Raw genomic sequence first — 26,200 nt, 5'->3', positions numbered from 1 at the left:
GGCGGAATTGTAAACACCAACGGCGGCGCCCCCTCGCTTGCGGCTGCCCCGGCAGGCCTGCCGGGCCCGTCAGGCGGGCGGTTTGCCGGGCGACTGTGACGCCGGCACATCACCGCGCGGCGCATGACGCGCGAGCCAGCGATCGAGTTCGCCAGCAAACGTCTTGCCATCCCGCGCGCTGAAGGCGGACGGACCGCCCGTGTCGACGCCGCTCGCGCGCAACTGGTCGAGCATCGAGCGCATGCGCAGCCGTTCTTCGATCGTGCCGGGCGTGAACCAGTTGCCGCGCGGATCGAGCGCGTGGGCATTTTTTGCCAGCACGGCGGCGGCGAGCGGGATGTCGCCGGTGATCACGAGGTCGCCCGCGACGACCCGCTCGACGATCAGCTGATCGGCGGCGTCGAAGCCGGCCGGCACCTGGATCGCGCGGATCAGCGGCGACGGCGGCACGCGCAGGAACGCGTTGGCGACCAGCGTCAGCGGCATGCCGGTGCGGCGCGCCGCGCGATAAAGCATGTCCTTGACGACGGCCGGGCAGGCGTCGGCATCGACCCAGATTGGCATGGTGCGGGTTCCGGCTAGGTGCGGCTGGTTTGCGGCGTGGGGGGTGGAAGGACGGGATGATACCTTGCCGCGACGCAAAGGGCTTCCCTGCCGCCCGCGGCGGGCGGCATTCAGGCTGCGGGTGCGGCAGCGACTGCTTTTACTGCACTGTCGTCGGTTCGAGGCCTTGCCGTTCGGCGCGGCGTTGCGCGACGATCCGGCCGGCTTCCTGCGCGTTCTCCGGATAGTTGACCCAGTCGTTCGGATCGTAGCCGGCGGCAAGCCATTCGATGAGTTCGGCGCGGACCTGGGCGCGCGTTTTCGGCGCCGACGGGTCGTTGGGCTGCATCACCGTTTGCGCGTAGACGGTGCTGATACTTACGGCGGCCAACAGCGTGCCGAGTCCAATGCGGGAGAACAGATTCATGGCGGGCTCCTGCGGAGCGGAAAAACAGCCGGGCCTGGTCATTTTTCGGTGCGCGCCGGGTAAAGCAGTAGAAAGCGGCGCACCATTTCTGCCGGCGGATCGAACCCGCCGCGAGCCGAGTTCCCCACGGAGCGCAAGCAACGCGGAAGCGGGCGGGTTTGGCTAAAACTTCAAAATTTCGGCGCTAGTCGATGCCAAATGGGCGTCCTGACAAGATCTCGTCCTATCACGCCGAGGGCTTGCCGAACCGTTCCATCACCGCGCTCACCAGGTCGATCGGCAGCGGAAACACGATCGTCGAGTTCTTGTCGGCGGCAATCGTCGTCAGCGTCTGCAGATAGCGCAGCTGCATCGCCTGGGGTTGGCGCGCGAGCGTCTGCGCCGCTTCGAGCAGCTGCCGCGACGCCTGCAACTCGCCTTCCGCGTGAATCACCTTCGCGCGCCGTTCGCGCTCGGCCTCAGCCTGACGCGCGATCGCGCGGATCATCGTTTCGTTGATATCGACGTGCTTGATCTCGACGATCGACACCTTGATGCCCCACGCATCGGTTTGCGCGTCGAGCACCTTCTGGATGTCGGTGTTCAGCTGTTCGCGCTCGGACAGCAGCTGGTCGAGGTCGTGCTTGCCGAGCACCGCGCGCAGCGTCGTTTGCGACAGCTGGCTGGTCGCCTCGAAGTAGCGCGCGACCTGGATCACCGCCTTCTCCGGATCGACGACGCGGAAATACACGACCGCGTTGACCTTCACCGACACGTTGTCGCGCGTGATGACGTCCTGCGTCGGCACGTCGAACACGACGGTGCGCAGATCCATGCGCACCGCCTGCTGCACGATCGGAATGATCAGCACCAGCCCGGGCCCTTTGACCTTCCAGAAGCGGCCGAGCATGAACACGACGCCGCGTTCGTACTCGCGAAAAATCCGCACCGACGACGCGATCAGCACGGCCACCAGCAGGATCAGGATGCTGCCGAAGCCGAATGTGAAGCCGATCATGAGGGTTCTCCTTGTCCTTGTATTGGGGCGGCTGGCTTGACGGGCACCACGGTCAGCGTGAGGCCGTTGCGCGCCGTGACGCGTACGCTCTGCCCCGGCGCGGCCGGCGTCGTGCTCGACACGCGCCAGCGCTCGCCGTGCACGCGCGCCCAGCCGCCAAGCGGGCCGCTGGCCGAGTGTTCGGGTTCGGGCAGCAAGCCGCCGTCCAGCACCACGCCGACGCAGCCGATCAGCGCCTCCGAGCCTGTCACGACCGGCCGGCGCCGCGCGCGCAGCGCGAGCCGCGACACGCCGAGCACGAACGCGACGCTGAACACGACGACCGCGGCGATCAGCGGCAGCGGGATGCCGTAGCCGGGCACGTCGGTATCCATCAGCATCATGGCGCCGACCACGAACGCGACCACGCCGCCGAAACCGAGCGAGCCGAAGGTCGGCAGGAACGCTTCACCGATCAGAAAGGCGATGCCGAGAAAGATCAGCCCGAGGCCGACATAGCTGACGGGCAGCATCTGCATCGCGAACAGACCGAGCAGCAGGCTGATCGCGCCGACCACGCCGGGCAGCACGAAGCCCGGATTGGCGAATTCGAAGAACAGGCCGTACATGCCGAGCATCAGCAGAATCAGCGCGACGCTCGGATCGGTGATCACGGCGAGGAAGCGGCTGCGCCAGTCGGGTTCGAGCGTGATCAGCGGCGCATGCGCGGTCTGCAGCGTGACGCTGCCGGCGCTCGTGACGACTGTGCGGCCGTTCAGCTGGCGCAGCAGGTCGGGCACGTCGCGCGCGACGATATCGACGACATGCTGCGCGAGCGCCTCTTCATCGGACAGGCTGACCGCTTCGCGGACCGCGCGCTCGGCCCAGTCGGCGTTGCGCCCGCGCATCTGCGCGAGGCCGCGGATGTAGGCGGCGGCATCGTGGACCTGCTTGCGCAGTTCGGTCGATTGGGTGTCGAGCGGCAGCGCGCTGGCGGCTTCGGATGACGCGCCGGGCGACCCAGGCGCCGACGCGGACGCGGGCCCGGACGCGCCGCCCGGCAGCGTGCGCATGTCCGGCAGTCCCGGCGTGCCTGGGGTGCCCTGCGTTCCCGGTGTTCCGGGTGTTCCGGGTGTTCCTGGTGTGCCCGGCATTCCCGGCGGGCCGCCGGCGGGCGGCTCGTTACCGCCGATGCCCATCTGGATCGGCGTCGCGGCGCCGAGGTTGGTGCCCGGCGCCATCGCGGCGATATGGCTCGCATAGACGATGTAGGTGCCGGCGCTGGCGGCGCGCGCGCCGCTCGGCGCGATGAAGGTCGCGACCGGCACCGGCGACGCGAGGATCGCCTTGATGATCTGCCGCATCGACGTATCGAGGCCGCCGGGGGTATCGAGTTGCAGCACTGCGAGCTGCGCGTGCTGACTGGCCGCGCGCTGCAAGCCCCGCACGATGAAATCGGCGCTGGCCGGCCCGATTGCGCCGTTCACCGGAATCACCTCGACACTGTCGGCGGTTGCGGCGGCAACGTTGGCCACGCGCGCCGCATTGGCCGCTTGCAGCGGCGCCAGCGCTCCGCACGTCGCGAAGCCGAACGCGCAAAGCACGCCGAGCACGGCGATGCCGCGCATCAAACGGCCCGCGATGCCGCCGTGGATAAGCGGCGTGCGCGGACCGGACTGCCGGAGCGGGAGACGCGGAGTCGTGTTCATCGCTGACGGCCGTCGCGCCAGCCGGTGCGAACCGGCGGCGCGGGCCCATACCTCGATCAAGGCTGGCCGGTTGCCGCTTAAAGCTTAGTCCGATTCGGCGCGACGCGTGAGATCGAGCCCCGCGGCCCGGGCCGGCCGATAGTCGGTCGGGCGCATGCCGGTCCATTTGCGGAACGCGCGATGAAACGCGCTCGGCTCGGCGAAGCCGACGGCGTTCGCGATATCGGCGATCGTGCGCTGCGTTAGTTGCAGTTCGGCAATCGCGATGTCGCGCCGCAGCGCGTCCTTGATCGACTGATACGTGTGGCCCTCCTGCTTCAGATGCCGCCGCATCGTCGCCTCGGCAACGTGCAGTCGCGCGGCCATCTGATCGGCCGCGGGCCAGCCGGACATCGGCAGCGCGCGCAGCGCCTTGCGCACGCGCGCGGCGAGCGAACCCGGATTGCGGTACTTGACGATGAAGCTGCCCGGCGCATCGCGCAGAAACGGGCGCGCCGAGCGCGAAGTCTGAATCACTGGCAGTTCCAGAAACGCGGGATCGAGATCGACGTACGATTCGGGCTCGTCGAAATACATGTCTTCGCAGAACATCAGCCGGTATTCGTGCGCGGCCGGAGGCGCGGTGCAGCGAAAGCGCGCTTCGAGCAACGGAATGCGCCGGCCGACGAGCCAGCAGACAAGCCCGTACACGAGAATGAAATACGTCGCGTAAGCGAACATCGCCGGCTTGCGCTTGCCCGCGCGTTCGACGAACTTCAGGCGCACGCGCTCGGCGTCGGTGTCGATCGTCGCGCCGAGGTCGTCGAGCACCAGCCGCATGAAGCCGACCGCGCGCGCGAGCGCCTGCGCGCCGTTGCGCGCGCCGAGCGCCATCTGCGTCATCGCGATGAAGCTGCCGCTTTTCATCGGATGCGAGTCCTGGCCGAAGAACTCGTCGTCGAGCGCGCGCGCGATGCCGGCCCACAGCGCGCCGTATTGCGCCGACGACACGCGGCTTTTCGGCGACGCGAGCATCGGCGCGGCAATGCCGGCTGCTTCGGCGAACGCTTCAGCATCGAGCCCGCGCGCCGTCGCGAGCGCGAGCGTTTCCTCGACGAGACTGACGGAGATCGTGCCTTTGTCGCTTTTCATCGGAATTCGGTTTTTCTGGCAAAAGCGCTCAGCATCGGTTGGCTCGTGGTTCGCGAAGCCCCTGAAATGACGAGGCCCGATGCACGCGCATGGTAGCAGTATGGCAAAAGCGCTCAGCAAATGTGAGCGCAGCGAGCATCGAGTGGCGCGAGCCGCTTGCCTACACTTGCCGCATCACCGAGATCGCCAGCACGGCCGTCAGCACCCACGAGGACGCAGTCATGGACAGCTTCTACACCGACGAACAACGGATGATCCGCGACGCCGCGCGCGACTTCGCGACCGACTGTCTCGCGCCGCACGCGGCGCAATGGGATCGCGACGCGCAGTTGCCGGCCGAGGTCGTCGCGCAGATGGGCGAGCTCGGTTTTCTGGGCATGATGGTGCCGGCCGAGTGGGGCGGCTCCTACACCGACTACGTCGCGTACGCGCTCGCGCTCGAAGAGATCGCGGCGGGCTGCGCCGCCTGCGCGACGCTGATGAGTGTGCACAACTCGGTCGGCTGCGCGCCGATCCTGAACTTCGGCAGCGCCGCGCAGAAGGACCGCTATCTGCGCGACCTTGCCACTGGCTGCACGATCGGCGCGTTCTGCCTGACCGAGCCGCAGGCAGGCTCCGAGGCGAACAATCTGCGCACCCGCGCGCAGCTGCACGACGGGCAGTGGGTTCTGAACGGCAGCAAGCAGTTCGTGACCAACGGCGCGCGCGCCGGGCTCGCAATCGTGTTTGCGGTCACCGATCCCGAGCGCGGCAAGCGCGGCCTGTCGGCCTTCATCGTACCGACCGCGACGCCGGGCTTCGAGGTCGGCCGGCCGGAACACAAGCTCGGCATTCGCGCGTCCGACACCTGTCCGATCTCGCTCGATCACTGCGCGGTGCCCGAGGCCAATCTGCTCGGCGAACCGGGCGAGGGTCTGCGCATTGCGCTGTCGAATCTCGAAGGCGGGCGCATCGGCATCGCCGCGCAGGCGGTCGGCATCGCCCGAGCCGCGTTCGATGCCGCGCGCCGCTATGCGAGCGAGCGTGAACAGTTCGGCAAGCCGCTGAAGGACCATCAGACCATCGCCAACATGCTCGCCGACATGGCGACGCGGCTGAACGCCGCGCGCCTGCTCGTGCATCACGCGGCGCGGCTGCGCTCGGCGGGGCGGCCGTGTCTGTCGGAGGCGTCGCAGGCGAAGCTGTTCGCGTCGGAGCTGGCCGAGCAGATCTGCTCGAACGCGATCCAGATTCATGGCGGCTACGGCTATCTGGAGGACTATGCGGTGGAGCGTCACTATCGCGATGCACGCATCACGCAGATTTACGAAGGGACGAGCGAAGTGCAGCGGATGGTGATCGCGCGCCATGTTTGAGGGCGGCGTTTGAGCGCACAATAGCCTGGCTGCGAATGCTTCGTTGAGCGTCGCGGCGGCAAAAACCAGAGGCAAAAAAACCGAGCGCGCCCTGCGCCGAACAGGAGACGACGATGACAGCAGCGAAAGCCTTTCTCGAAGCGCGCGATCTGCTAGTGCGCCATCGCACCGACTACGAGCGCGCGTACCGCGAATTCACCTGGCCGGCGCTCGACGAGTTCAATTGGGCGCTCGACTACTTCGACGCGATCGCGCGCAACAACGACAACCCCGCGCTGTGGATCGTCGACGATCCTTCCAGCGACGGCCTGCGCCTGTCGTACGCGCAGATGTCGGAGCGCTCGTCGCGGATGGCGAACTTTCTGCGCGGCGCGGGCGTCGGTCGAGGCGACCGTGTGCTGCTGATGCTGCCGAACCGCGTCGAGCTATGGGACGTGATGCTCGCCGCGATGAAGCTCGGCGCGATCGTGCTGCCCGCCACCACGCAGCTATCGGCCGACGACGTGCGCGACCGCGTGCAGATCGGCGGCGCGAAGTTCGCCGTGGTCGACAGCGCGGAGCTGGGCAAATTCGATGCGCTCGAAGTGCCGCTCACGCGCTTCTCGGTCGGCGCCCCGCGCGACGGCTGGATCGATGTCGCCGCCGCGTACGAGGCGGCGCCGGATCTCACGCCGGACGGCGTCACCCACGCCAGCGATCCGATGCTGCTGTACTTCACGTCCGGCACCACGTCGAAGCCGAAGCTCGTCGAGCATACACATCAGAGCTATCCGGTCGGGCATCTGTCGACGATGTACTGGATCGGCCTGCAACCCGGCGACATCCATTGGAACATCAGCTCGCCGGGCTGGGCCAAGCACGCATGGAGCTGCTTCTTCGCGCCGTGGAACGCGCAGGCCTGCGTGTTCGTGTTCAATGTCCCGCGCTTCGTGCCCAAAGACACACTCGCCGCGCTCGTGCGCTTCAACGTGACCACGCTGTGCGCGCCGCCGACCGTCTGGCGCATGCTCGTGCAGGAGCCGCTCGGCGACTATCCGGTGAAGCTGCGCGAGATCGTCGGCGCGGGCGAGCCGCTGAATCCGGAGGTCATCGAGCGCGTCAAGCACGCGTGGGACATCACGATCCGCGACGGCTACGGTCAGACCGAGACGACCTGCCAGATCGGCAATTCGCCGGGCCAGCCGGTCGTGGCCGGCTCGATGGGGCGTCCGCTGCCCGGCTACCGCGTCGAACTGCTCGATGCCGACGACCAACCCGTGACCGAAGGCGAAATCGCGCTGCCGCTCGCCGAACGGCCGCTCGGCCTGATGACCGGTTACGCGAACAATGCTAACGCGACCGCCCAGGCGATGCGCAACGGCTTCTATCGCACGTCGGATGTCGCGCTGCGTCGCGACGACGGCTACTACGTGTACGTCGGCCGCTCGGACGATGTGTTCAAGTCGTCCGACTATCGCCTGAGTCCGTTCGAACTCGAAAGCGTGCTGATCGAACACGAGGCGATCGGCGAGGCGGCCGTCGTGCCGAGCGCGGACGCGTTGCGCCTGTCGGTGCCGAAGGCGTTCGTCACCGTGCGTCAGGGCTATGAAGCCGGTCCCGAACTCGCGCGCGCGGTGTTCGCGTTCTCGCGCGAAAAACTCGCACCGTACAAGCGGATTCGTCGTCTGCAATTCAGCGAACTGCCGAAGACGATCTCCGGCAAGATCCGCCGCGTCGAGTTGCGGCGCCGCGAAATGGAGCGCACGGCCGAGCCCGCGCGTCTGCCCGACGAGTACTGGGAGGAGGATTTTCCCGACTTGCGTTGACTGCCTTTATTCCTCGCTATTGCTGGTTTTCCCGCACCGGTTTGAATCGCACGTGTTGAATTCGAGCTTCGGATTCGACGCGTCGGGGCACCGTTTTTTCTTCCCTATCGCTGTCCGGCCGCCGCGCGGCCATCGCACAGGAGTTTCAGCATGAGCACCCTTGCTTCGAACGAGACCAGCCGCGACGTTGCCGGCGCCGTGGCCACCGTCAAACTGCTGATCAACGGCGAGTTCGTCGAATCGAAGACGACCGAGTGGCGCGACGTCGTGAACCCGGCCACCCAGGCGGTCCTCGCCCGCGTGCCGTTCGCGACCGTCGCGGAAGTCGACGCGGCGGTGCGCAGCGCGCACGCCGCGTTCAAAACGTGGAAGGACACGCCGATCGGCGCGCGCATGCGCATCATGCTGAAGTACCAGGCGCTGATTCGCGAGCATATGCCGCGCATCGCGAAGACGCTGTCGGCCGAGCAGGGCAAGACGATTCCCGATGCCGAGGGCGACATCTTTCGCGGCCTGGAAGTCGTCGAGCACGCGTGTTCGATCGGCACCTTGCAGCAGGGTGAATTCGCCGAGAACGTCGCTGGTGGCGTGGACACCTACACGCTGCGTCAGCCGCTCGGCGTGTGCGCCGGCATCACGCCGTTCAATTTCCCCGCGATGATCCCGCTGTGGATGTTCCCGATGGCGCTCGTGTGCGGCAACACCTTCGTGCTGAAGCCATCCGAGCAGGACCCGCTGTCGACGATGCAGCTCGTCGAACTCGCGCTCGAAGCCGGGCGTGCCGAAGGGCGTGCTGAACGTCGTGCACGGCGGCAAGGAAGTGGTCGATGCGCTGTGCACGCATGAGCTGGTAAAGGCGATTTCGTTCGTGGGCTCGACGGCGGTCGGCACGCACGTCTATCGCCTCGGCAGCGAACACGGTAAGCGCGTGCAAGCGATGATGGGCGCGAAGAACCACGCGGTCGTGCTGCCCGACGCGAATCGCGAACAGACGCTCAACGCGCTCGCGGGCGCCGCGTTCGGCGCGGCCGGGCAGCGCTGCATGGCGACTTCGGTGGCGGTGCTGGTCGGCGCCGCGCGCGAGTGGCTGCCCGAGCTGGTTGCGAAGGCGAAGACGCTGAAGGTCAATGCGGGTCACGAGCCGGGCACCGATGTCGGGCCGGTCGTCTCGCGCGCGGCGAAAGAGCGCATTCTCGGATTGATCGACGCCGGCGTGAAGGAGGGCGCGACACTCGCGCTCGACGGCCGCGACGTGAGCGTGCGGGGCTATGAGCAGGGCAACTTCATCGGCCCGACGGTATTCAGCGACGTCACGACCGACATGGAAATCTACCGCACCGAAATCTTCGGACCGGTGCTTGCGGTCGTCAACGTCGCGACGCTCGACGATGCGATCGCGCTCGTCAACGCGAACCCGTTCGGCAATGGCGTGGGCCTCTTTACGCAAAGCGGCGCGGCGGCGCGCAAGTTCCAGAGCGAGATCGATATCGGCCAGGTCGGCATCAACATTCCGATTCCGGTGCCGGTGCCGTTTTTCAGCTTCACCGGTTCGCGCGGCTCGAAACTCGGCGATCTCGGTCCGTACGGCAAGCAGGTCGTGCAGTTCTACACGCAGACGAAGACGGTCACCGCGCGCTGGTTCGACGACGACACCGTTAACGACGGCGTCAACACGACGATCCGCCTGCATTGAACGCATTGAACGCATTGAACGCACATACGGAGACGACACCATGAAAATAGCCTTTATCGGACTCGGCAACATGGGCGCGCCGATGGCGCTGAACCTGCTGAAGGCGGGCCAGGCGCTCAACGTGTTCGACCTCAGCGCGCAGGCCGTGCGCATGCTCGTCGACGCGGGCGCGCAAGCGGCCGGCTCGCCGAAGGCGGCCGCGAGCGACGTCGAATGCGTGATCACGATGCTGCCCGCCGCGGCTCACGTGCGCAGCGTGCTCGTCGCGGACGACGGCATCCTCGCCGGCATCGCGCCGGGCGTGCCGATCATCGATTCGAGCACCATCGATCCCGCCAGCGTGAAGGCGTTTGCCGAACTCGCCGCGGCACATGGCAACAGCTTCGTCGATGCGCCGGTCTCGGGTGGCACCGGCGGCGCGGCCGCGGGGACGCTGACCTTCATGGTCGGCGGCAGCGCGAGCGCATACGAGCAGGTGAAACCCGTTCTGCTGGCGATGGGAAAAAACATCGTCCATTGCGGCGATACCGGCACCGGCCAGGTCGCGAAGATCTGCAACAACCTCGTGCTCGGCATCTCGATGGCGGGCGTCGCGGAGGCGATGTCGCTCGGCGAGGCGCTCGGTATCGACACGAAGGTGCTCGGCAGCATCATCAACACGTCGACCGGGCGTTGCTGGAGTTCGGACACGTATAACCCGATGCCGGGCGTGATCGAAACCGCGCCTTCGTCGCGCGGCTATACCGGCGGCTTCGGCACCGACCTGATGCTGAAGGACCTCGGCCTCGCCACCGATGCCGCGCGCGGCGTGCGTCAACCGGTCTATCTCGGCGCGCTCGCGCAGCAGCTTTATCAAACGATGAGCACGAACGGCGCGGGACGTCTGGACTTTTCGGCGGTGATCAAGCTGTATCGCTCGCGAGAGCGCGGCGGTGACGGCCAGGGAGGCGCGCAATGATCGAGCTCGATCACGCGCACGACGGCGCCGTTGCGTTGATCACGTTGAAACGGCCGCCCGCGAACGCCTTCACGCCCGACGGCCTGCTGCAATTGCAGCGCACCGTCGAGCAGTTGAACGCCGATGCGCGCGTGCGCGCGCTGGTGATCACCGGCGACGGCCCGAAGTTCTTCAGCGCGGGCGCCGATCTGAACACGTTCGCCGACGGCGATCGGGAAGTCGCGCGCACCGCGGCGGCGCGCTTCGGCGCGGCGTTCGAAACGCTGCAGAATGCGCGGCCTGTCGTGATCGCGGCGCTCAACGGCTTCGCGATGGGCGGCGGTCTCGAATGCGCGCTCGCGTGCGATATCCGCATCGCCGAGCAGCATGCGGTGCTGGCGCTGCCCGAGACCGCGGTCGGCCTGCTGCCTTGCGGCTGCGGCACGCAGACGCTGCCGTGGCTCGTCGGTGAAGGCTGGGCCAAGCGGATGATTCTGACCGGCGAGCGCGTCGATGCGGCGAGCGCGCTGCGCATCGGTCTAGTCGAAGAAGTGGTGGAGCGCGGCGCCGCGCGTGAAGCCGCGCTGAAGATGGCGCAGCGCGTCACCGGTTTGAGCCCCCAGGCGGTCAGCTTCAGCAAGGAGCTGATCCATCAGGCGCGGCATGGCGTGCCGCGCGCCGCCGCGCTCGCGCTCGAACGCGAGCGTTTCGTCGATCTGTTCGATGGCGCGGATCAGCGCGAGGGCGTCAACGCGTTCCTCGAAAAACGCGCGCCGCGCTGGCAGACGAGCCATGCACCACGGGAGACGCAGCGATGAGCACATTGCAAAGCGTTGTGGTCGAAACGCGCGACGCGTCGAATTCGCAGGCCGAAGCGGACGTGCTGTTTCGCATCGTCAACCGCGTGGCGATCATCACGCTGAACCGGCCTGCCGCGCTCAACGCACTGTCGCACGCGATGGTGCGCGAGCTCGCAGTGCTGGTCGAGCATTGCCGCACCGATGCCGGGATCGTCGCGCTGGTGCTGAAGGGCGCTGGCGACAAGGGCTTTTGCGCGGGCGGCGACGTGCGCGAGGTGCATCGGCTCGCAACTCAGGGCGATCCGCGCTGGCTCGCGTTCTTCGTCGACGAATACCGGCTCGACTACGCGTTGCATATGTTTCCGAAGCCGGTGGTCGCACTGCTCGACGGCATCGCGATGGGCGGCGGCATGGGCCTCGGCCAGGCGGCGCGGCTGCGCATCGTGACCGAGCGCAGCCGCATCGCGATGCCGGAAACACGCATCGGCTTCGTTCCCGATGTCGGCGCAAGCCATTTTCTGAGCGTGATGCCGGCCGAGCTTGCGCTGTATGTCGGGCTGACTGGCGCGACGCTAGCGGGCGCCGACGCGATGCGCCTGCAACTGGCCGACCTGTGCGTGCCGGCCGACTGGCTGGCGAGCTTCGAGGAGCGGTTGCAGCGCATGCCGCACGACACGTCGGACACCGGGCGTATCGACGCGCTGCGCGCCGTATTCGAGCCGCCGTGCAATATCGTGCCGCACGCGCCGCTCGGCGTGCTGACGCAACTGATACTGCGCCACTTCGACCGGCGCTCGGGCGTCGAGCGCATCGTCGCGACGCTGCGTCAGGATCTCGAACGCGAACCGCCGCGCGAGGTGCGGCAATGGCTGCAAGCGACCTTCGACGCACTGAGCGCCCATTCGCCGACGATGCTGCACGTGACGCGCGAAGCGCTGCTGCGCGGCCGGCAGATGACGCTCGCCGAATGCTTCCGGATGGAGCTCGGCATCGTGAAGCGCTCGATCAAGGAAGGCGATTTCCGCGAGGGCGTGCGCGCGCAACTGATCGACAAGGACCGCCGGCCGCGCTGGTCGCCGGCGACGCTCGCCGAGGTGCAACCCGAGCGCGTGCGGCATTTCCTGAGCTCGCCGTGGCAAGGCGACGCTCATCCGCTGGCGGGGCTGGGCGCGGATCATGGCGACTGACTTGTGCGGCATCGCGCATGCCGCATGGTGAGCGGCGAGCGGGGCCCGGCGTCCGCGCGCCAGCCTGGAGCGCCAGCGGCCTTAGCTCTGCCTGGCATCACGGCTCCGGACGTCCCACCCGTCAGCCGCCCGGCGCCGATTGTGGTCTGGCGCACACAGACCGCGCGCGCTAATTGACATCCACCTGGGCGCAATCTTAGATGGAGAGTTCAGCCCCGTCCCGACTGGCATAGCCTGCTCACAGCCCTCATCACGGGCGCTCTTCCGACCTACGGTGCGTTCAAACGTCACCGTTTCCGCATTCTCGTGCTCTTGATCGGATCAGGAGGCAATGCGTATGGAAAAGCCGTCAGATGAGAATCGCCGCTCCAAAAGCTTCGGCGACAAACCCGATTCCCGCGTCGAGCAGGGCCCCAGTGCAACAAAGCTCGTCCTCACTGCGCTAGGCGGCATGGTGGTGGTGGCGGGCAGCATCGTCTACTGGGTACTCACCTTTTCGCATCGCGTGCCGGGTGCGAATTGCTTTCCTCCCGGCATCGAGTGCTTTAACAAGGTCGTCGCGGTGATGAAGGAAGTCAGCGACGCGGAGCGCGCCACCAGCATAGGCGAGAGCTGGCTGCTCGCATTGCTGGTCACGGCCTTCACGTTCCTGGTTTTCTACGTGCACATTTGCCGTGGCGAGGAAGAGCGGGCTCGGACGATCGCGGAGCGTGAATTCGAAGAGCGCAAACGCATCGCGGAAGAGGAAGGGGAACCCGCGCCCGCAAGCATCTCCCGTTCGAAGGGGGGAATCGGCAGGCTGCGAAAGTGGTTCGTGTCGCGCTGGTGGATTCCCGTGTTCTGCTATTTCCCCGCGGTACTGCTGTTCGGCGGAGAAATATGGGAGGGCTATACCGATGCGGTCGTACTCGCGTTGGCGCTCGCCGCGATCTATGTGGCCGCCGAACACTATTCCGCGCTCGAGCAGCAGCGCAAGCTCGTCGATGAGCAGGAAGCGGTGCTCGAGACCATCCGCAAGGAACTCAGCGACAAGGTGGCCAGTATCGATAACGCGATGGGAACCCGCTACGGTCTTCGCGTGATTTACGACGCTTATCGCGACCCAAACCGCGACCAGTCCCGCGCGGATGAGAGAAAGCGTTCGCAGCCGGGTGGGGCGCATCAGGCCCAAGGCGGCGCGGCGAACGTTCACGAGTCGGAGAAAGGCATTTTCTCGATCTATCGTTTCTTCGATATCGACAAGCAATGGTGGGCGCGCGAGTCGTGGGACGAGTATTGCAACAGCCCTGCGGCGACGCTGTATCGGACCTTGAAGGAAGGCGCGCGCACGAAGATGACGCTGGTGACGCCGCTCGAATATCCCGAGTTCCACGACGAATCGATGCAGGACAAGGCACTCTTCTTCGGCAAGTTCATCGGCCTCGTATGGCATTACGTCGTGTTGTGGCACGTCCGGCGCGCGCTCGAGGGCGACTCGAAAGAGCTCGTGTGCGAACACAAGATCCGCATTGCGCAGACCTCGCTGTGGCTGCATGTGGTCGACCGGACCGTCTATCAGATTCTCGGCGACGATCGCGGCAGGGACGTCAAGGTGCGCAACCTGACGCATGACATGGATGAGATCTCGGTATCGCTCGCACGCTGGGCCAAGCGCGAAATTCAAACGCTGGCCGCGCGTGGCCCGACCGCCGAGGAGTACATCTGCACCTGCCTGACCGACGCCCATCAGGCCATACCCGCGGACGGCGCCGCCACCTTCGGACAGAACGAGGATCACATACTCGACAGACTCGGATTCAAGGAGTGGGCGAACGAGGGCGACGCGCCGTCGGGCATTCGCAAGAAAGTACTGGCGGCACGCTGCAAGGGCTTGATCCGGTATGCCGTGGCGATCATCGCCGCGTCCGAGCCGACGCAGACGGCGACGATCGACGGCCAACACGATCCGTCGATCAAAGAGATCGCAGCGGAGGTTGAATGATGAGTACTTCCATCGATGCGATGCTGGCCGACCTGGAGATCATCAGCGACCTGGTGATGTCCATCGTGGTGCCGACAAAAACCACGGACCGCTCGAATTTCACGACGCCGATTTCATTGATGGTCAGGCATCATCTGGTCGGCGGGCAGTCGCCGCTTGCCGATCGCGACGTGCGCGCTCTCGTCGACCGGCTCAAGGCCTGCGCCAGCGCGCTGTGCAAGGTCGGTTCGGGCAAGAAGCTGCTCGCCGACCCGCAGTTGATGCGGGGCATTCCGGCAGCGCCTTATCAGGCGAATCAGTTCTATGTCGAGTTGCTGACCGCGGTGTCGCTGGGTCTTTACTTCCTCGGCGTGCCGATCGGCGAGCCGTGGGATCTGGTGCAGACCTGGGCCGACGAAGAGGGCGGCGGACTGCCGAACGGCATCTGCGTGGCGAAGGCGATCGGCGATATCGTGCGCTCGTCGCGCAAGTGGCATCCTTCGTTGCCGGCGCAAGCCGATGCGAACGAGCGCGCCAAACGCCGGGCGTCGACGGATCTGATCGTCCATTCGTTCCTGCCGATGATCCTGTTTCGCGATCTGATCCTGTGGGGCGGCGGACAACCGGAACCGGAGAATTCAGGGCTGCCGGACCATCCGTCGATTCGCAGCCAGACGGCGATCGGACCCAGCGAAGGTGACGAGTCGGATGAAAGGTCTTTGCTCGTACCGTCGATCCATGCGTTGGGGCGCTGTTACGAAGTGTTTCAACTACAACTTTACCTGAGGGCCGGTTATCCGATTTACTATGCCGTGCCAGAGGACATTCTGAAAGCCGAAATCTTGCGGTCTTGCGCGAAGGGAAAATCCACCGCGGAGTGCTGGGAAGAAATGTGCACTTTTCTGCGGGACAAGATCTTCCGTGGCAAGCTGCCGGAGGCCGGCAATCTGCAGAAGCAGTGCGTCTATGTGATCGACCGGACCAAGCCTCCCGCGTGCTTCATCAATCACGATGCGGGGCTGCTGACCTTCGAGGGCATCGATCTCGATGTGGGCAGCCGGGAACTGCCGTTACCGGCGAGCTACATGCTCGACGAACGCAGGGAGCGCTACCGCAAGCGAGTGCTTTCGTTCAAGCCCGCGGATGACGATGCCGCGCTGCGGAACCTTTTGAATGGCGCAAAGAACAAGGAACTATTCCAGCATATCTTTCACGGCCCGAAAGGCGATCATCCTGAACCGGCTCAAGGCAAGGATGCCGCCAGCGACGCCGCGAAGGGCACCGTCACGGTCAAGTGACGAAGTGCGGCGCATGAGTATCGGGAACGTCGCATGCTAGGAATTTTCAGGTTGCTCCGACGCGGATCGTTTCGTCAGAAGGGATCCGCGCCATCACGAGGCGCGTCGCGCCGTACGTTGGCTGTTTCGTTGCAACGCCAGAGGCAACTCCACAGTCAAACCTAGCAGGAAGGCACCATGGACAGGAATCGAGAAGAAGGTACAGCGAAGGAGCTCAAGGGCTCCGTCAAGGAAGCGATTGGCAAGGTCACCGGCAATCGCGCGAAGCAGGCCGAAGGAGCGGCCGAGAAGATCGCCGGCAGAATCCAGGCGAGGATCGCCGAAGAAGCCCAGGAGGAACGTGAGCGCGTGAAGAGCTAGCGCGTCGCGGTTTCGCGTACCCCAGCGTTACCTATCCGGACTGCCCGGTTTCGGGCGCATCAAAGTCAGGCACGCGATTCGTGCACTGACGCACCACGTGCGTAGCGCCTCGCACGCCGTCGGTGCTCGTCGCGTCGCGCCCTCGCGGCGCGGTATTCGACACACGTATCGTGTAAATTTCTGTTACGGTCCAGAGTCGGCCGGCGCATTCCTTGCGTCGGTACCGCATCGCTCATTCGAGGACGCTTCATGCTGGGATTCGACGTCGGCGCGGCCAGGAAGGTCTGGACCGCGTCTCTGCTCGCGCTGCTGTTTTTCGTCATCTATGTCGCGTCGACGACGGTGCTCGTCATCGTGTTCGCGGTGTTCTTCAGCTATCTGATCTACCCGATGGTCGCGCTGGTCGAACGCGTGAGGCCGCGCCGCGTGCCGCGCGTGATGTCGATCGCGGTCGTGTTCGTCGTCGTGGTTGCGCTGCTCGCGGTGGTCGGCTCGGTGTTCGGCGTGGAATTGCAGGATCAGGCGACGCGCCTCTTTTCGCAATTGCCCGGGCTGCTACGCACCGACGTACCGAACCGTTTGCCGTTGCCGCATTTTCTCGAACCGCTGCGCGAGCGGATCGTCGATTTCCTGCGCAGCCAGATCGAGACCGGCTCCGACAAGGCCGTGCCGTTGGCGCGCAGCCTCGGGCTCGGGGTCGTGCATGCGGCGAGCAACCTGATCTATCTGGTGCTGATACCGATCCTGAGCTTCCTGCTGATCAAGGACGGCGAACGGATGCGCGACGCGTTTCTCGCGTTGCTGAACCGGCGGCATCGCGTGCTGTGGAACGAGATCGTCGACGATGTGAACGTGCTGCTGTCGAAGTACGTGCGCGCGCTGCTGTTCCTGTCGCTCGCCACGCTGTTTTGCTACGGCATCGCGTTCTCGCTGCTTGGCGTGCCGTATGCGTTTCTGCTCGCGGTCAGCGCGGGGCTGCTCGAATTCGTGCCGTTCGCGGGGCCGCTGGCGGCAGTCGCGATCACGCTGGTGGTTGCGGTGTTCAGCGGCTATCCGCACCTGTTGTGGCTAGTGATTTTCATCGGCCTGTACCGGCTGTTCCAGGACTACGTGCTCAATCCGTATCTGATGAGCGAAGGCGTCGAGGTCAGTCCGTTTCTGGTGATCGTCGGACTGCTCGCGGGCGACCAGCTCGGCGGCGTCGCCGGGATCTTTCTCGCGGTGCCCGTGATCGCTACGCTAAAAATCGTGATTGGCCGCGCGCGCGTGTTTTACGCGGCGTCGCACGAGCAGGGCGAAGCCGCGCGGCGCGCGCTGACCGGCAGCACCGACGACGAGACGTAGCGCGCGGCCTTGCATCGTCAACCTTCTCCGGCGATGTGCGCTTCGAGGCCAGCAGCGCGAGGCATCGTCGCGCCAGCGTCGCTGGCCGGCGCCGCTTCGCGCGGCGCGGCCTTCACACGCGAGACCCACAACACCGCCGCACACGCGACCGCCACCGCGGTCCAGCCGACGGTTCCATACCCGGCGATGCGGCCATCGGCCGACGTGCTCAGCATCAGGCCACCGAGCCACGCGCCGGTGCCCGTGCCGAGCGCCTGCAGCGCGCTGTTCGCGCTCAGGAACGCACCGCGTCGGGCGGGCTCGGGGACCGTGGTCAGCAGCGCCTGCATCGGCACCATGCGGCCGTTCATCACCACGAGGAAGCACGGGAAGAACAGCAGGAGCGCATAGAACGGCAGGTCCGGCAGATGCGTGACGAACAGCACCGGCACGAACGACAGCAGCGCCGCGCAGCGGAACACGCGCTGCGTGCCGAAGCGGTCGGCGAGCCTGCCGACGAGCCGCGACGTGAAGAAGGTCGCCGCACCGCCGCCCATATACAGCCACGACAGCTGACGCGGCGCGACCCCGTGATTGGCGACCAGCATCGGCGAGATGAACGGAATCACCAGCATGTGCGCAATCATCATCACGAACGTCAGCGCGAACGCATTCAGATGCCGCGGGTTGCTCAGGAGCCTCCACAGCTCGGGCAGCACTTCCGCGAGCGGCGGCTGTCTGCGGCTCAGATGCGCGGCCAGCGACGGCACCTGCCGCGAGGCCGCGAACCACACCAGCAGCGACAACGCGACCAGCAGGAAGAACGGCGCGGCCCAGCCGAACTGCGCGCCGAGCATCACGCCGGCCGGCACGCCGGCGATCGCCGCGAGCGAGAACGCGGTCATGATCGTGCCGGTCGCGGCGCCGCGCCGTTGCAGCGGGATCACGTCGCCGACGATCGCCATGATCACGGAGCCGAGCACGCCGCCCGTGATGCCGGCGAATGCGCGCGCGGCGAGCAGCAGCGCGAAACTCGAAGCGAGCGCGCACGCAAGGTTCGACAGCACGAACAGCGCGTAGATGGCGAGCAGCAGACGGCGGCGGTCGAAGCGGTCGATATAGGTCGCCGCGAACAGACCCGACAGCCCCGAGCACCACGAATACGCGGACACCGCCGTCGCGAACGCGGCCGGCGCGATCTGGAACGCGCTCATGATCTGCGGGCCGAGCGGCATCATCACCATGAAGTCCATGATGATGGTGAACTGCGTGAGCGCGAGCACCCACAGCAAATGGCGTTCGTGCCGTGCAGTGATTGAGTACATCGGTTGATTTCCCTTTGTTGTTGTTCGAAGTACGCCGCTGATGCCGCGCGCGACGCGAGCAGGAGCTCAGTCGTCGATCGTTTCGTGGACCGCGACCGCACCCTGTTTCCAGTAGCTGGCCGCGCGAATCCGCGCTTTGTCGACGCCGCGCTCGCCGCACAGATGCTGACGCACCGCGCGGATCGCCGCCGCCTCGCCGGCGGCCCACACGTAGCCTTCGCCGTTCTCCGGCAGCCAGGTATCGCGCACCGCGTGCAACAGCGCTTCGCCGCGCGTGCCGGTCTGCGTGTCGGCTTCGCTGCGATAGCACCAGACGAGGTGCAGCTCGGCTTCAGTCGTGAACTCGATGCGCGCGGACGGATCGGCGACCTCGATTACCGCGGCGACGCGCGTGCCGGCCGGCAACTCTTCGAGACGTCGTGCGATCGCGGGCAGCGCGGTGTCGTCGCCGATCAGCAGATGCCAGTCGAAGCCGGTCGGAATCACCAGCGAGCCGCGCGGGCCGCCGACGCCCAGATACTGGCCTACCTGCGCCTGCGCGGCCCATATCGCCGCGGGGCCTGCGTCGTGCAGCGCGAACTCGATGTCGAGCTCGCGGGCGTCGCGATCGAAACGGCGCGGCGTGAAATCGCGCGCGGTCGGCCGCTTGCCTTCGGGGAACACCGGGCCGTCGGGGCCGGCTTGCGGCAGCGTCGGTTTGTCGGCGCCGGGTTCGGGGAAAAACACCTTGATGTGGTCGTCGAACGACGCTGACACGAAGTCGTGCAGATCGTCGCCGGTCAAGGTCACGCGAATCAGGTGCGGCGTCAGCGCGCGCACCTGTTTGACCTGCAGCAGACGAAACTTCAACGGATGCCGCACGCGATGCACGGCGAGGTCGGGGCGAGTGAGTTGTTCTTGCATGAGCGTGGTGCTCCTGTTCGGTTTGGGAGGACGCGCGGGTTGTCTCGTGGACGAGCGCGCGTTGTCAGACGGTCGGCTCGCTGTCGTTGCCGGTCTTCGCTTTGTTGCCGTTGCCGCCGCCTTCGATTTCCCTGGCCGCGCTCATCAGGATCGCGGCGATGCGGCGCTGCTCGTCGGCCGGCGCGTTGTCGCGGCGCAGCAGCGCGTTCTTCAGCGTGCGGCGCGCTTCGTTCAGCTCCGGCACCCAGCCGCCTTCGCTGACGTCGGCCGGCTCTTCGCCGGCCAACGCGCGGCGCACCGAATCCATCTTGCGGGCGATATGCGAGAGCCGCGCGAACATCAGTTCGACGCGCTCGCGGTTCGCGGCCAGATATTCGCGGCCCGCATCGGCCAGCTCATAGCGCTTGCGGTTGCCTTCGAGCTGCACGGTGACGTAGCCGAGCTCTTCGAGATAGGTCAGTGCCGGATAGACCATGCCGGGGCTCGGGCTGTAGAAACCGTTCGAGCGGGTTTCGAGCGCCTTGATCAGTTCGTAGCCGTGACTCGGCTGCGTGTCGATCAGCGATAGCAGCAGCAGTTGCAGATCGTCGGAGCTGAATTTGCGGCCACGCGGGAAGCCATCGCCGTCGCCGCCGAAGCCGCCCGGGCCGCCGCCGAAACCACCGTATCCGCCCATGCCGCCGGGGCCGCCATGACCGCCGAAGCGCGAGCCGCGGCCGCCGAAGCGTTGCTCGTGATGATGGCCGAAGCCGTGAAGCAAAACGTGGAACAGGAAGCGGTGCCGAGGGTCGAGGGAAGCGCCGCGGCCGGCGACGTCGCCCGCATGCAGCGGCGGATGGCCGAAGCCCGCGTGACAACGGTTCTGCGCATCGCGCGGACCGGAAAAACGATGAGGATGACGCATCTGGGATGCCTCCCATAAATGTCGTAAGATGCATCGTAAGATATATATCTTAAGATAGTCTGTCAAATTATTTTTTATCTGCCACAGACCTATCGGGGCACAACAAAGTCTGCGGGAAGGCAAAAATTGCGTTTCGGGAACACCAAAGTTTCGGGAATCTCGAAACTCGGTCTACCACGCACAATTTTTCGCGAGCTTTGCTATCGAAGGAGGTGATTCTGATAGAACGACAATGACGCGCAGATTATGTGCACCGCGGAGCACAGGGCGCTTCTTCGTTTGTCCAAAATTTGGGGCCATGTTCAACCCGACCGGCTCGCATGTTTGAAGCGCCGGCTTTTGAAGGCGAAACGTAATATAAAACTTTCCAGACATTCCTAAAGTAAAACCCGGTTCTTGCCGTTATTCGTCACACAAAAGCGCGACTGCAACGACCGCGCGTAGTAGCCGATTGACCAAAGAGAACCCGCAACGACCGGTTGCGTGAACAGAAAAATGTTGACCAGCGTACGAAGTAGCAGCGCGGGCCACGGGGGCTCGCGTCGATATGGATTGCAAGTCAGGTTGATTGTCGCCGCGCTCACTGCCGTCCCCTACAGTTCTTATGCAGTTGGCATATCGGTTGATGGCGGAACTACAACCACTGTTTCAACCAGTGCAAATGGCCATCAAACTGTCAATATCGCGCCGGCGTTCGCGGGCGTTTCAAATAATACCTACACGAATTTCAGCGTAGACGCGGCAGGCGCCACGCTTAATAACGTGGGTATTAATGCCAGAACGATTGTCAATCAGGTAACAAGTACCAATCCCAGCATAATCAGCGGTCAAATCGATGTGCTTGGTTCGCGTGCCAACGTGATATTGGCGAATCCGAACGGCATTACGGTTAATGGTGGGTCTTTCGTCAACACGGGGCGCGTTGCGCTCACCACTGGACAGGTCAGTTTCAAGGACACCATTCCGATCGCGGGGCCTCCGGAGCGGGACATCTTGCTCGACACGAACACCGGGACCATCGTCGTCGGTCCGCAGGGACTGGCGAGTGCACTGATTGGGCTCGATCTGATCGCAAAGAACGTGCAGCTCATCGGGGCGCTCAGCAACAGCTTCTCGTCGCCGACCGCGTACGTGCGTGCCGTGGCAGGCAACAGCCATGTCTCCCTGAACACGGCAGTTTCGCCCAACGATAACTCTAACGACTGGCTTACGCTGAGTCCGACCATCAGCGCGGCCACGGCCAGTTCATTCGCGATCGACATCACCGCTGCGGGCAGCCTGGCGAGTGGCCGTGTGCAGCTGATCGTCACCGACAAGGGCCCAGGCGTGCGCAGCGCGGGGCCAATGAACGCGACCCTCGGCGATTTCACGCTGGCGTCGAACGGCTCGGTGCAGTTCCTGAACACTTCTCTCACGGCGGCGAACAACCTCGATCTGCAGGCGCAGGACGGCATCACGCTGTCGGATACGACGCTGACGGCGAAGGGTGGCTCGGCGACATTGACCACCACTGGCGCCGTGAGCCTCACGGGCAGCAGCGTGCTCGCGAATGCTGGCATCGACGTGAGCGGCGCGGGCATCGCGTTGGCGCAGGACGTCGCCGGGCAATCGGTTATTGGTTCGACCACCAGCGGTGTCGTGCTGACCAGCACGGGCGACATCACCAGCGTCGGTTCGCTGATACAAGGCCAGCAGAAGAACGCTCAGGACAGCGCATCGCTCGGCGCAGTCACGCTGAAGGCGGCAGGCAACGTGCTGAACCGGTCGACGCCCGACAGTTCCCTCGCCGTGATATTCGGGAGGGGCGGCGATGTGTCCGTGACGGCCGGTGGCTCCGTGACGAATCAGAACGCGCGCATTTTGTCGAACCACAATCTGACGATCAGTGCGGGCGGCGATGTCGACAACATCGTCGATCATTCGAGCGGTGTGAACGGCGGCGCACCGGTCAGCTACTCGGACCGCAGCTGGCGCCTGATTTTCGTCGAACACCGTGACGACGGTTTCAACGTCGACTACGGCGCGCTCGCCGATCCGGACAAACTCTCTTACCTGAGCGCGAACGCCGGCAACGTGACCATTGCCGCGCAGAACGTGCACAACATCGGCGGCACGATTCTCGCGCAAATCGACCCGCAGAATCCGACCGTTGGCGGCTCCATTTCGATCACCGCACGTGACCAGTTACTGACGCAGGCGATCTTCACCGGGCAGGCGTCGTTTCATCAAACATGCTTCTTCTTCTGCAGTTCGAGTTCGTCGAGCAATGTGCAGGGCTACGGCGGCGTGATCCAGGCGAACAATGACATCGCGCTGAAAGCCGGCACGCAGATCACCAACACCGGTGGCCTGGTGTCGGCGGAAGGCACGCTCAAACTCGACGCGCCTAAAACCCTCGCACAAGCTGTACTCGGCTACACCGCGATCAATCGTACGCATGATCTCAAGGCGTGGTTCGGCAACTCGTGGTCGGCGATCTTCGCGGCTGATACGGGTGGTTTGTTCAGTGGCGGCTCTGGCCAGGTTGAGCTGACCGGTGAGGCGGATATTGAAGGTGGCTCGTTCAACGCGCCTGGCGGCGTCAACGCCGCGGGCGGTGTGAATACCATTCGCGTGCCGTATCGCGCCCCGGTCACGATCGGCAATCACAACCATCTTGGGCTCGTGTCGTGGTTCGGTCTATGAAGTGGGCCTCGGACATGGTCACGAGTTGGGCAACAAGCCGGACCACTCCGCGCGCTGTGAAGCGCCACAAGCCACGGCTTGGACGTTGCACGCTGGCGATACTCGCCGGTGCAGCGGCGGCGCGGGGATTCGCGCAAGCGCCGCCGAGTATGCCGAATGCGGCGGCATTGGGCGGCGTGCCGTTCCGGGCCGAACAGGACCCGGCGCAACGGCTGCTGCAAGAGCAACGCGACCGCCAGCGGCGCGACGAAATCCAGCAGCCGCCTCCACAGATCGAAGTGCCCCAGCCGACAGTAGTCAATCTGCCCGAAGGCGCGGATGTCGAAACGCTGCCCGACGTCGAGCCGCTGTTCAAGATCGACCACATTGATTTCATCGGTGACACCGTGCTTGGCGCGAGCGAACTCGACCGGATCGCCGCGCCGTTCATCGGCAAGCAGCTCGGCCGCAACCGCATCAACCTGCTGTTGCGCCGCGTGACCGAGGCGTTCATCGCACGAGGCTACATTACGACGCGTGCATATCTCGGCGCGCAGAATCTCGCCTCCGGTACGCTGAGAATCAACATCGTCGACGGCAAAGTGTCGGCCTTCACGCTGAACGGAAAACCGCTGCGTCCACGCGATCCGAACGAGCCGTGGTACACGACACACGGCGGCGGGCTGCTAACGGATGCGGGCACCGTATGGGCCTTCGGCGATAGTACGGGCGATGTGCTGCGCTTGCCCGATCTCGAACAGGGCGTCGACCAGATCAACCGGTTGCGCCGCAATCAGGCCGAGATCCAGATCATGCCAGGCGCGACGCCGGGCGATTCGGTGGTGGCAATCACGAACCACTACGGCGACCGCGTTTTCTATGACATCGGCATCGACAACTACGGCAGCTCGCAAACCGGCACGCTGCGCTACCGCGCCGGTGTCGAAGCGGACAACGTAATTGATTTGCAGGAGTCGTTGTCGTTCAACTACGTCGGCACGCAGGACAGCAACGCCGTGGTGTTTTCCGCGGCGGCGCCGTACGGCTATCAGACCTTTAGCTACACGACGTCGCTCTCCGAATACCAGCAGACCATCAGTGATGTCGCGCTGCTCCAGGGCCGCACATTCAGCCAGATTCTCGGCTGGAACGACGTGCTGACGCGCTCGCGCGCCGGCCGAAGCAGCGTCGACGTGACGCTCACCAAAATGCGCACGGAACGCAGCCTGAATGGCATCGACCTGGCGCCGCAGGACCTCACGGTGTTACGTATCGGCTTGAACGGCTTACGCCGCTTCGTCGCGCAAGATCAGGCCGCGGCCGCGACGTGGGACATCGGTGTGTCGCAAGGCTTGCCGTGGCTCTGCGCGAGCCATGACGCCCCCGATATCGACGAAGTCGATGCGCACAGCCAGTTCACCAAAGTGGACGCGACCGCCACGCTGCAGGTCGCGCTCGGGACGTTGGCTAGTATGCAATGGACCTATCGCGGCATGTTGCGTGGCCAGTACAGCCATGTCGCGATGTTCGGCAACGAGCAGATCTTCCTCGGCGGCATGGGTTCCGTGCGCGGCTTTACCGAAGGCGGCATTGCCGGCGACAGCGGCTTCTATCTGCGCAACGAGGCCGCTTGGCAAAACGTGCCGGTCTGGCACGACGCGCATCTGGAACCGTACGTCTTTCTCGACGGCGGCAAATCGCATCTGGTCGCGCAGGGCGGCTGGCCGACGCTCATGGGCACCGGCATCGGCGCACGCGCGCAATGGCGCTACAAAACACAAACCGTCACTAGCGAGGTGCTGCTTGGTCAGGCCTTGCTCCAACCCGCGGCGCTGGGGAGAAAAGCCACCGTGCTGCTCGCCACACTCAACTGGTCACTCTAAAGAGGTTCACATGAAACATCGTCCGATCGCAGTCAGGATTCGCAACGCCATGCTGATCGCCACGATCGGTCTTGCAGCCGGTTTGCCGCCCGCGGCGCATGCTGCCAACAGGCCCAAGGCAAAAGCCCCGGCCGACAAAGCCGCAGATGCCATCGGTGGTCCGTTGCCCGCCAACGGCGTGGCACGCGTCAACAACGTCGTGATTACGCAGGACCAACTCGACCAGGCCGTGCGTGCGTTGAACGTGCCGGATACGCCCGCGTTGCGCGCGGCAGTCAGGAACCAGCTGATCGCGCGTGAACTGTTCCGCCAGGCTGCTGAGAAGCAGCATTACGAATCGCGTCCGCAAGTCGTGGCCGCCGTCGAGCAGGCGAAGACCGCCGCGATGATCGCTGCGTATCTGCGCGATGAGGTCAAGCCCACACCCGTCACCGATGCCGATGTGAAGGCGAAATACGACGCGATCGTCGCGACCCTCGGTGACAACGAATACAAGCCGAGCGCAATCGCCGTGAAAGATGCCGACACCGCTCAAACGGTGCTAGCGCAACTGAAGAAGGGCACCGACTTCGCGCAACTCGCGAAGCAGTACAGCCAGGGCCCGGGCGCGGCACAAGGCGGCGCAATGAACTGGATTTCGTTCAAGACGCCAATTCAGCCGGGTAACACACAGAACTGGCCGCAGCCGCTCGCCGAAGCGCTCGTCAAGTTGCCGCAAGGCGGCGTTTCAAGCACGCCGGTGCAAACCGGCGACGCGTACTGGATTCTGCGGGTCGACGAAAAGCGTCCGACGCAGATTCCCCAATACGACCAGATCAAAGATACGTTGCGTAAGCAGCTCGAACAGGTCGCGCTGGAGAAAGCCACGGCACAGGTCGTGGTCGATCTGATGAAAAACGCCCGCATTCAGCAGCAATAAAAAGCCTTGCTTTTGCAGAGCGCGCAGCGGACGGGATGAAACCGCTGCAACGCCGTTTGGGTTGGTCGCCCGGAACGGCGAAGAAGAAGTGCCGGAAG

20 protein-coding genes and 1 pseudogene are annotated in these 26,200 nt (G+C 65.1%); 13 read left to right on the top strand and 8 right to left on the bottom strand.

The window, feature by feature from the left end; genetic code table 11:
* Positions 1-69 precede the first annotated feature (69 nt).
* The 5 genes from QFZ94_RS04005 to QFZ94_RS03985 form a co-directional block, all read right to left on the bottom strand.
* Positions 70-564, bottom strand: coding sequence for a YaiI/YqxD family protein (locus tag QFZ94_RS04005; protein WP_410848322.1), 495 nt, complete (start codon positions 562-564; stop codon positions 70-72).
* 139 nt (positions 565-703) lie between these two features.
* Entirely contained in the window at positions 704-970 is a 267-nt protein-coding gene (locus QFZ94_RS04000; protein ID WP_368581928.1) for a DUF4148 domain-containing protein, read from the bottom strand.
* Between the two features lie 226 nt (positions 971-1,196).
* Positions 1,197-1,967, bottom strand: coding sequence for a slipin family protein (locus tag QFZ94_RS03995; RefSeq protein WP_368581929.1), 771 nt, complete (start codon positions 1,965-1,967; stop codon positions 1,197-1,199).
* Positions 1,964-3,655, bottom strand: a complete 1,692-nt coding sequence (locus QFZ94_RS03990) for an NfeD family protein (protein ID WP_429455665.1) — start codon at positions 3,653-3,655, stop codon at positions 1,964-1,966. The genes QFZ94_RS03995 and QFZ94_RS03990 overlap by 4 nt, the downstream gene beginning before the upstream one ends.
* 84 nt (positions 3,656-3,739) lie before the next feature.
* Positions 3,740-4,786 carry an AraC family transcriptional regulator ligand-binding domain-containing protein gene (locus QFZ94_RS03985; RefSeq protein WP_429455664.1) on the bottom strand — a complete coding sequence of 349 codons (1,047 nt, stop codon included), beginning with the start codon at positions 4,784-4,786 and terminating at the stop codon, positions 3,740-3,742.
* 221 nt (positions 4,787-5,007) lie between these two features.
* Here QFZ94_RS03985 and QFZ94_RS03980 point away from each other — a divergent pair, with 221 nt between their 5' ends.
* The 10 genes and pseudogenes from QFZ94_RS03980 to QFZ94_RS03935 all read left to right on the top strand — a co-directional run bounded on the left by QFZ94_RS03980 (position 5,008) and on the right by QFZ94_RS03935 (position 17,525).
* Positions 5,008-6,141 carry an acyl-CoA dehydrogenase family protein gene (locus QFZ94_RS03980; RefSeq protein ID WP_429455663.1) on the top strand — a complete coding sequence of 378 codons (1,134 nt, stop codon included), beginning with the start codon at positions 5,008-5,010 and terminating at the stop codon, positions 6,139-6,141.
* 113 nt (positions 6,142-6,254) lie between these two features.
* Positions 6,255-7,946, top strand: a complete 1,692-nt coding sequence (locus tag QFZ94_RS03975; protein ID WP_429455662.1) for an AMP-binding protein — start codon at positions 6,255-6,257, stop codon at positions 7,944-7,946.
* Positions 7,947-8,096: 150 nt separating this feature from the next.
* Positions 8,097-9,639 (top strand): annotated as a pseudogene (locus tag QFZ94_RS03970) (CoA-acylating methylmalonate-semialdehyde dehydrogenase).
* A gap of 40 nt (positions 9,640-9,679) precedes the next feature.
* Entirely contained in the window at positions 9,680-10,597 is a 918-nt protein-coding gene (gene mmsB, locus QFZ94_RS03965) for a 3-hydroxyisobutyrate dehydrogenase (RefSeq protein WP_429455661.1), read from the top strand.
* A complete protein-coding gene (locus tag QFZ94_RS03960; RefSeq protein WP_429455660.1) occupies positions 10,594-11,394 on the top strand; it encodes an enoyl-CoA hydratase in 801 nt (266 codons plus the stop codon). Before mmsB ends, QFZ94_RS03960 begins: the two co-directional genes overlap by 4 nt.
* Positions 11,391-12,563 carry an enoyl-CoA hydratase/isomerase family protein gene (locus QFZ94_RS03955; protein WP_429455659.1) on the top strand — a complete coding sequence of 391 codons (1,173 nt, stop codon included), beginning with the start codon at positions 11,391-11,393 and terminating at the stop codon, positions 12,561-12,563. The genes QFZ94_RS03960 and QFZ94_RS03955 overlap by 4 nt, the downstream gene beginning before the upstream one ends.
* Before the next feature lie 337 nt (positions 12,564-12,900).
* Positions 12,901-14,544: a hypothetical protein gene (locus QFZ94_RS03950; protein ID WP_429455658.1), complete on the top strand. Its 1,644-nt coding sequence runs from the start codon at positions 12,901-12,903 to the stop codon at positions 14,542-14,544.
* Positions 14,544-15,821, top strand: coding sequence for a hypothetical protein (locus tag QFZ94_RS03945; RefSeq protein WP_429455657.1), 1,278 nt, complete (start codon positions 14,544-14,546; stop codon positions 15,819-15,821). The genes QFZ94_RS03950 and QFZ94_RS03945 overlap by 1 nt, the downstream gene beginning before the upstream one ends.
* 177 nt (positions 15,822-15,998) lie before the next feature.
* Complete coding sequence (locus tag QFZ94_RS03940; RefSeq protein WP_368581940.1) at positions 15,999-16,181, top strand: CsbD family protein; 183 nt, start codon at positions 15,999-16,001, stop codon at positions 16,179-16,181.
* 249 nt (positions 16,182-16,430) lie between these two features.
* Complete coding sequence (locus QFZ94_RS03935) at positions 16,431-17,525, top strand: AI-2E family transporter (protein WP_429455656.1); 1,095 nt, start codon at positions 16,431-16,433, stop codon at positions 17,523-17,525.
* 17 nt (positions 17,526-17,542) lie between these two features.
* On the opposite strand, the gene QFZ94_RS03930 is transcribed toward QFZ94_RS03935, so the two are convergent.
* From QFZ94_RS03930 to QFZ94_RS03920, 3 genes are all read right to left on the bottom strand, one after another.
* Positions 17,543-18,829: an MFS transporter gene (locus QFZ94_RS03930; RefSeq protein WP_429455655.1), complete on the bottom strand. Its 1,287-nt coding sequence runs from the start codon at positions 18,827-18,829 to the stop codon at positions 17,543-17,545.
* Positions 18,830-18,895: 66 nt separating this feature from the next.
* Entirely contained in the window at positions 18,896-19,732 is an 837-nt protein-coding gene (locus QFZ94_RS03925) for a siderophore-interacting protein (protein ID WP_429455654.1), read from the bottom strand.
* A 64-nt stretch (positions 19,733-19,796) separates the two neighbouring features.
* On the bottom strand, positions 19,797-20,636 hold the full coding sequence (locus QFZ94_RS03920; RefSeq protein WP_429455653.1) for a PadR family transcriptional regulator: 840 nt from the start codon (positions 20,634-20,636) through the stop codon (positions 19,797-19,799).
* A gap of 495 nt (positions 20,637-21,131) precedes the next feature.
* Between QFZ94_RS03920 and QFZ94_RS03915 the strand changes: the two genes are divergently transcribed.
* From QFZ94_RS03915 to QFZ94_RS03905, 3 genes are all read left to right on the top strand, one after another.
* A complete protein-coding gene (locus tag QFZ94_RS03915) occupies positions 21,132-23,321 on the top strand; it encodes a filamentous hemagglutinin N-terminal domain-containing protein (protein ID WP_429455652.1) in 2,190 nt (729 codons plus the stop codon).
* A 149-nt stretch (positions 23,322-23,470) separates the two neighbouring features.
* Entirely contained in the window at positions 23,471-25,183 is a 1,713-nt protein-coding gene (locus QFZ94_RS03910; protein ID WP_429457695.1) for a ShlB/FhaC/HecB family hemolysin secretion/activation protein, read from the top strand.
* Between the two features lie 10 nt (positions 25,184-25,193).
* Positions 25,194-26,102: a peptidylprolyl isomerase gene (locus QFZ94_RS03905; protein WP_429455651.1), complete on the top strand. Its 909-nt coding sequence runs from the start codon at positions 25,194-25,196 to the stop codon at positions 26,100-26,102.
* Positions 26,103-26,200: the final 98 nt, after the last annotated feature.

The organism is Paraburkholderia sp. JPY465, from assembly GCF_050436725.1.
Lineage (GTDB): Bacteria > Pseudomonadota > Gammaproteobacteria > Burkholderiales > Burkholderiaceae > Paraburkholderia > Paraburkholderia youngii.
The sequence above is the reverse complement of the archived record's forward strand: the minus strand, read 5'-3'. Positions and strand labels throughout refer to the sequence as shown.

What these genes read in the sequence shown, in the direction of transcription:
- QFZ94_RS04005 (WP_410848322.1), bottom strand. Translation starts at nt 564, where the DNA reads ATGCCAATCTGGGTCGATGCCGACGCCTGCCCGGCCGTCGTCAAGGAC.
- QFZ94_RS04000 (WP_368581928.1), bottom strand. Translation starts at nt 970, where the DNA reads ATGAATCTGTTCTCCCGCATTGGACTCGGCACGCTGTTGGCCGCCGTA.
- QFZ94_RS03995 (WP_368581929.1), bottom strand. Translation starts at nt 1,967, where the DNA reads ATGATCGGCTTCACATTCGGCTTCGGCAGCATCCTGATCCTGCTGGTG.
- QFZ94_RS03990 (WP_429455665.1), bottom strand. Translation starts at nt 3,655, where the DNA reads ATGAACACGACTCCGCGTCTCCCGCTCCGGCAGTCCGGTCCGCGCACG.
- QFZ94_RS03985 (WP_429455664.1), bottom strand. Translation starts at nt 4,786, where the DNA reads ATGAAAAGCGACAAAGGCACGATCTCCGTCAGTCTCGTCGAGGAAACG.
- QFZ94_RS03980 (WP_429455663.1), top strand. Translation starts at nt 5,008, where the DNA reads ATGGACAGCTTCTACACCGACGAACAACGGATGATCCGCGACGCCGCG.
- QFZ94_RS03975 (WP_429455662.1), top strand. Translation starts at nt 6,255, where the DNA reads ATGACAGCAGCGAAAGCCTTTCTCGAAGCGCGCGATCTGCTAGTGCGC.
- mmsB (WP_429455661.1), top strand. Translation starts at nt 9,680, where the DNA reads ATGAAAATAGCCTTTATCGGACTCGGCAACATGGGCGCGCCGATGGCG.
- QFZ94_RS03960 (WP_429455660.1), top strand. Translation starts at nt 10,594, where the DNA reads ATGATCGAGCTCGATCACGCGCACGACGGCGCCGTTGCGTTGATCACG.
- QFZ94_RS03955 (WP_429455659.1), top strand. Translation starts at nt 11,391, where the DNA reads ATGAGCACATTGCAAAGCGTTGTGGTCGAAACGCGCGACGCGTCGAAT.
- QFZ94_RS03950 (WP_429455658.1), top strand. Translation starts at nt 12,901, where the DNA reads ATGGAAAAGCCGTCAGATGAGAATCGCCGCTCCAAAAGCTTCGGCGAC.
- QFZ94_RS03945 (WP_429455657.1), top strand. Translation starts at nt 14,544, where the DNA reads ATGAGTACTTCCATCGATGCGATGCTGGCCGACCTGGAGATCATCAGC.
- QFZ94_RS03940 (WP_368581940.1), top strand. Translation starts at nt 15,999, where the DNA reads ATGGACAGGAATCGAGAAGAAGGTACAGCGAAGGAGCTCAAGGGCTCC.
- QFZ94_RS03935 (WP_429455656.1), top strand. Translation starts at nt 16,431, where the DNA reads ATGCTGGGATTCGACGTCGGCGCGGCCAGGAAGGTCTGGACCGCGTCT.
- QFZ94_RS03930 (WP_429455655.1), bottom strand. Translation starts at nt 18,829, where the DNA reads ATGTACTCAATCACTGCACGGCACGAACGCCATTTGCTGTGGGTGCTC.
- QFZ94_RS03925 (WP_429455654.1), bottom strand. Translation starts at nt 19,732, where the DNA reads ATGCAAGAACAACTCACTCGCCCCGACCTCGCCGTGCATCGCGTGCGG.
- QFZ94_RS03920 (WP_429455653.1), bottom strand. Translation starts at nt 20,636, where the DNA reads ATGCGTCATCCTCATCGTTTTTCCGGTCCGCGCGATGCGCAGAACCGT.
- QFZ94_RS03915 (WP_429455652.1), top strand. Translation starts at nt 21,132, where the DNA reads ATGTTGACCAGCGTACGAAGTAGCAGCGCGGGCCACGGGGGCTCGCGT.
- QFZ94_RS03910 (WP_429457695.1), top strand. Translation starts at nt 23,471, where the DNA reads ATGCCGAATGCGGCGGCATTGGGCGGCGTGCCGTTCCGGGCCGAACAG.
- QFZ94_RS03905 (WP_429455651.1), top strand. Translation starts at nt 25,194, where the DNA reads ATGAAACATCGTCCGATCGCAGTCAGGATTCGCAACGCCATGCTGATC.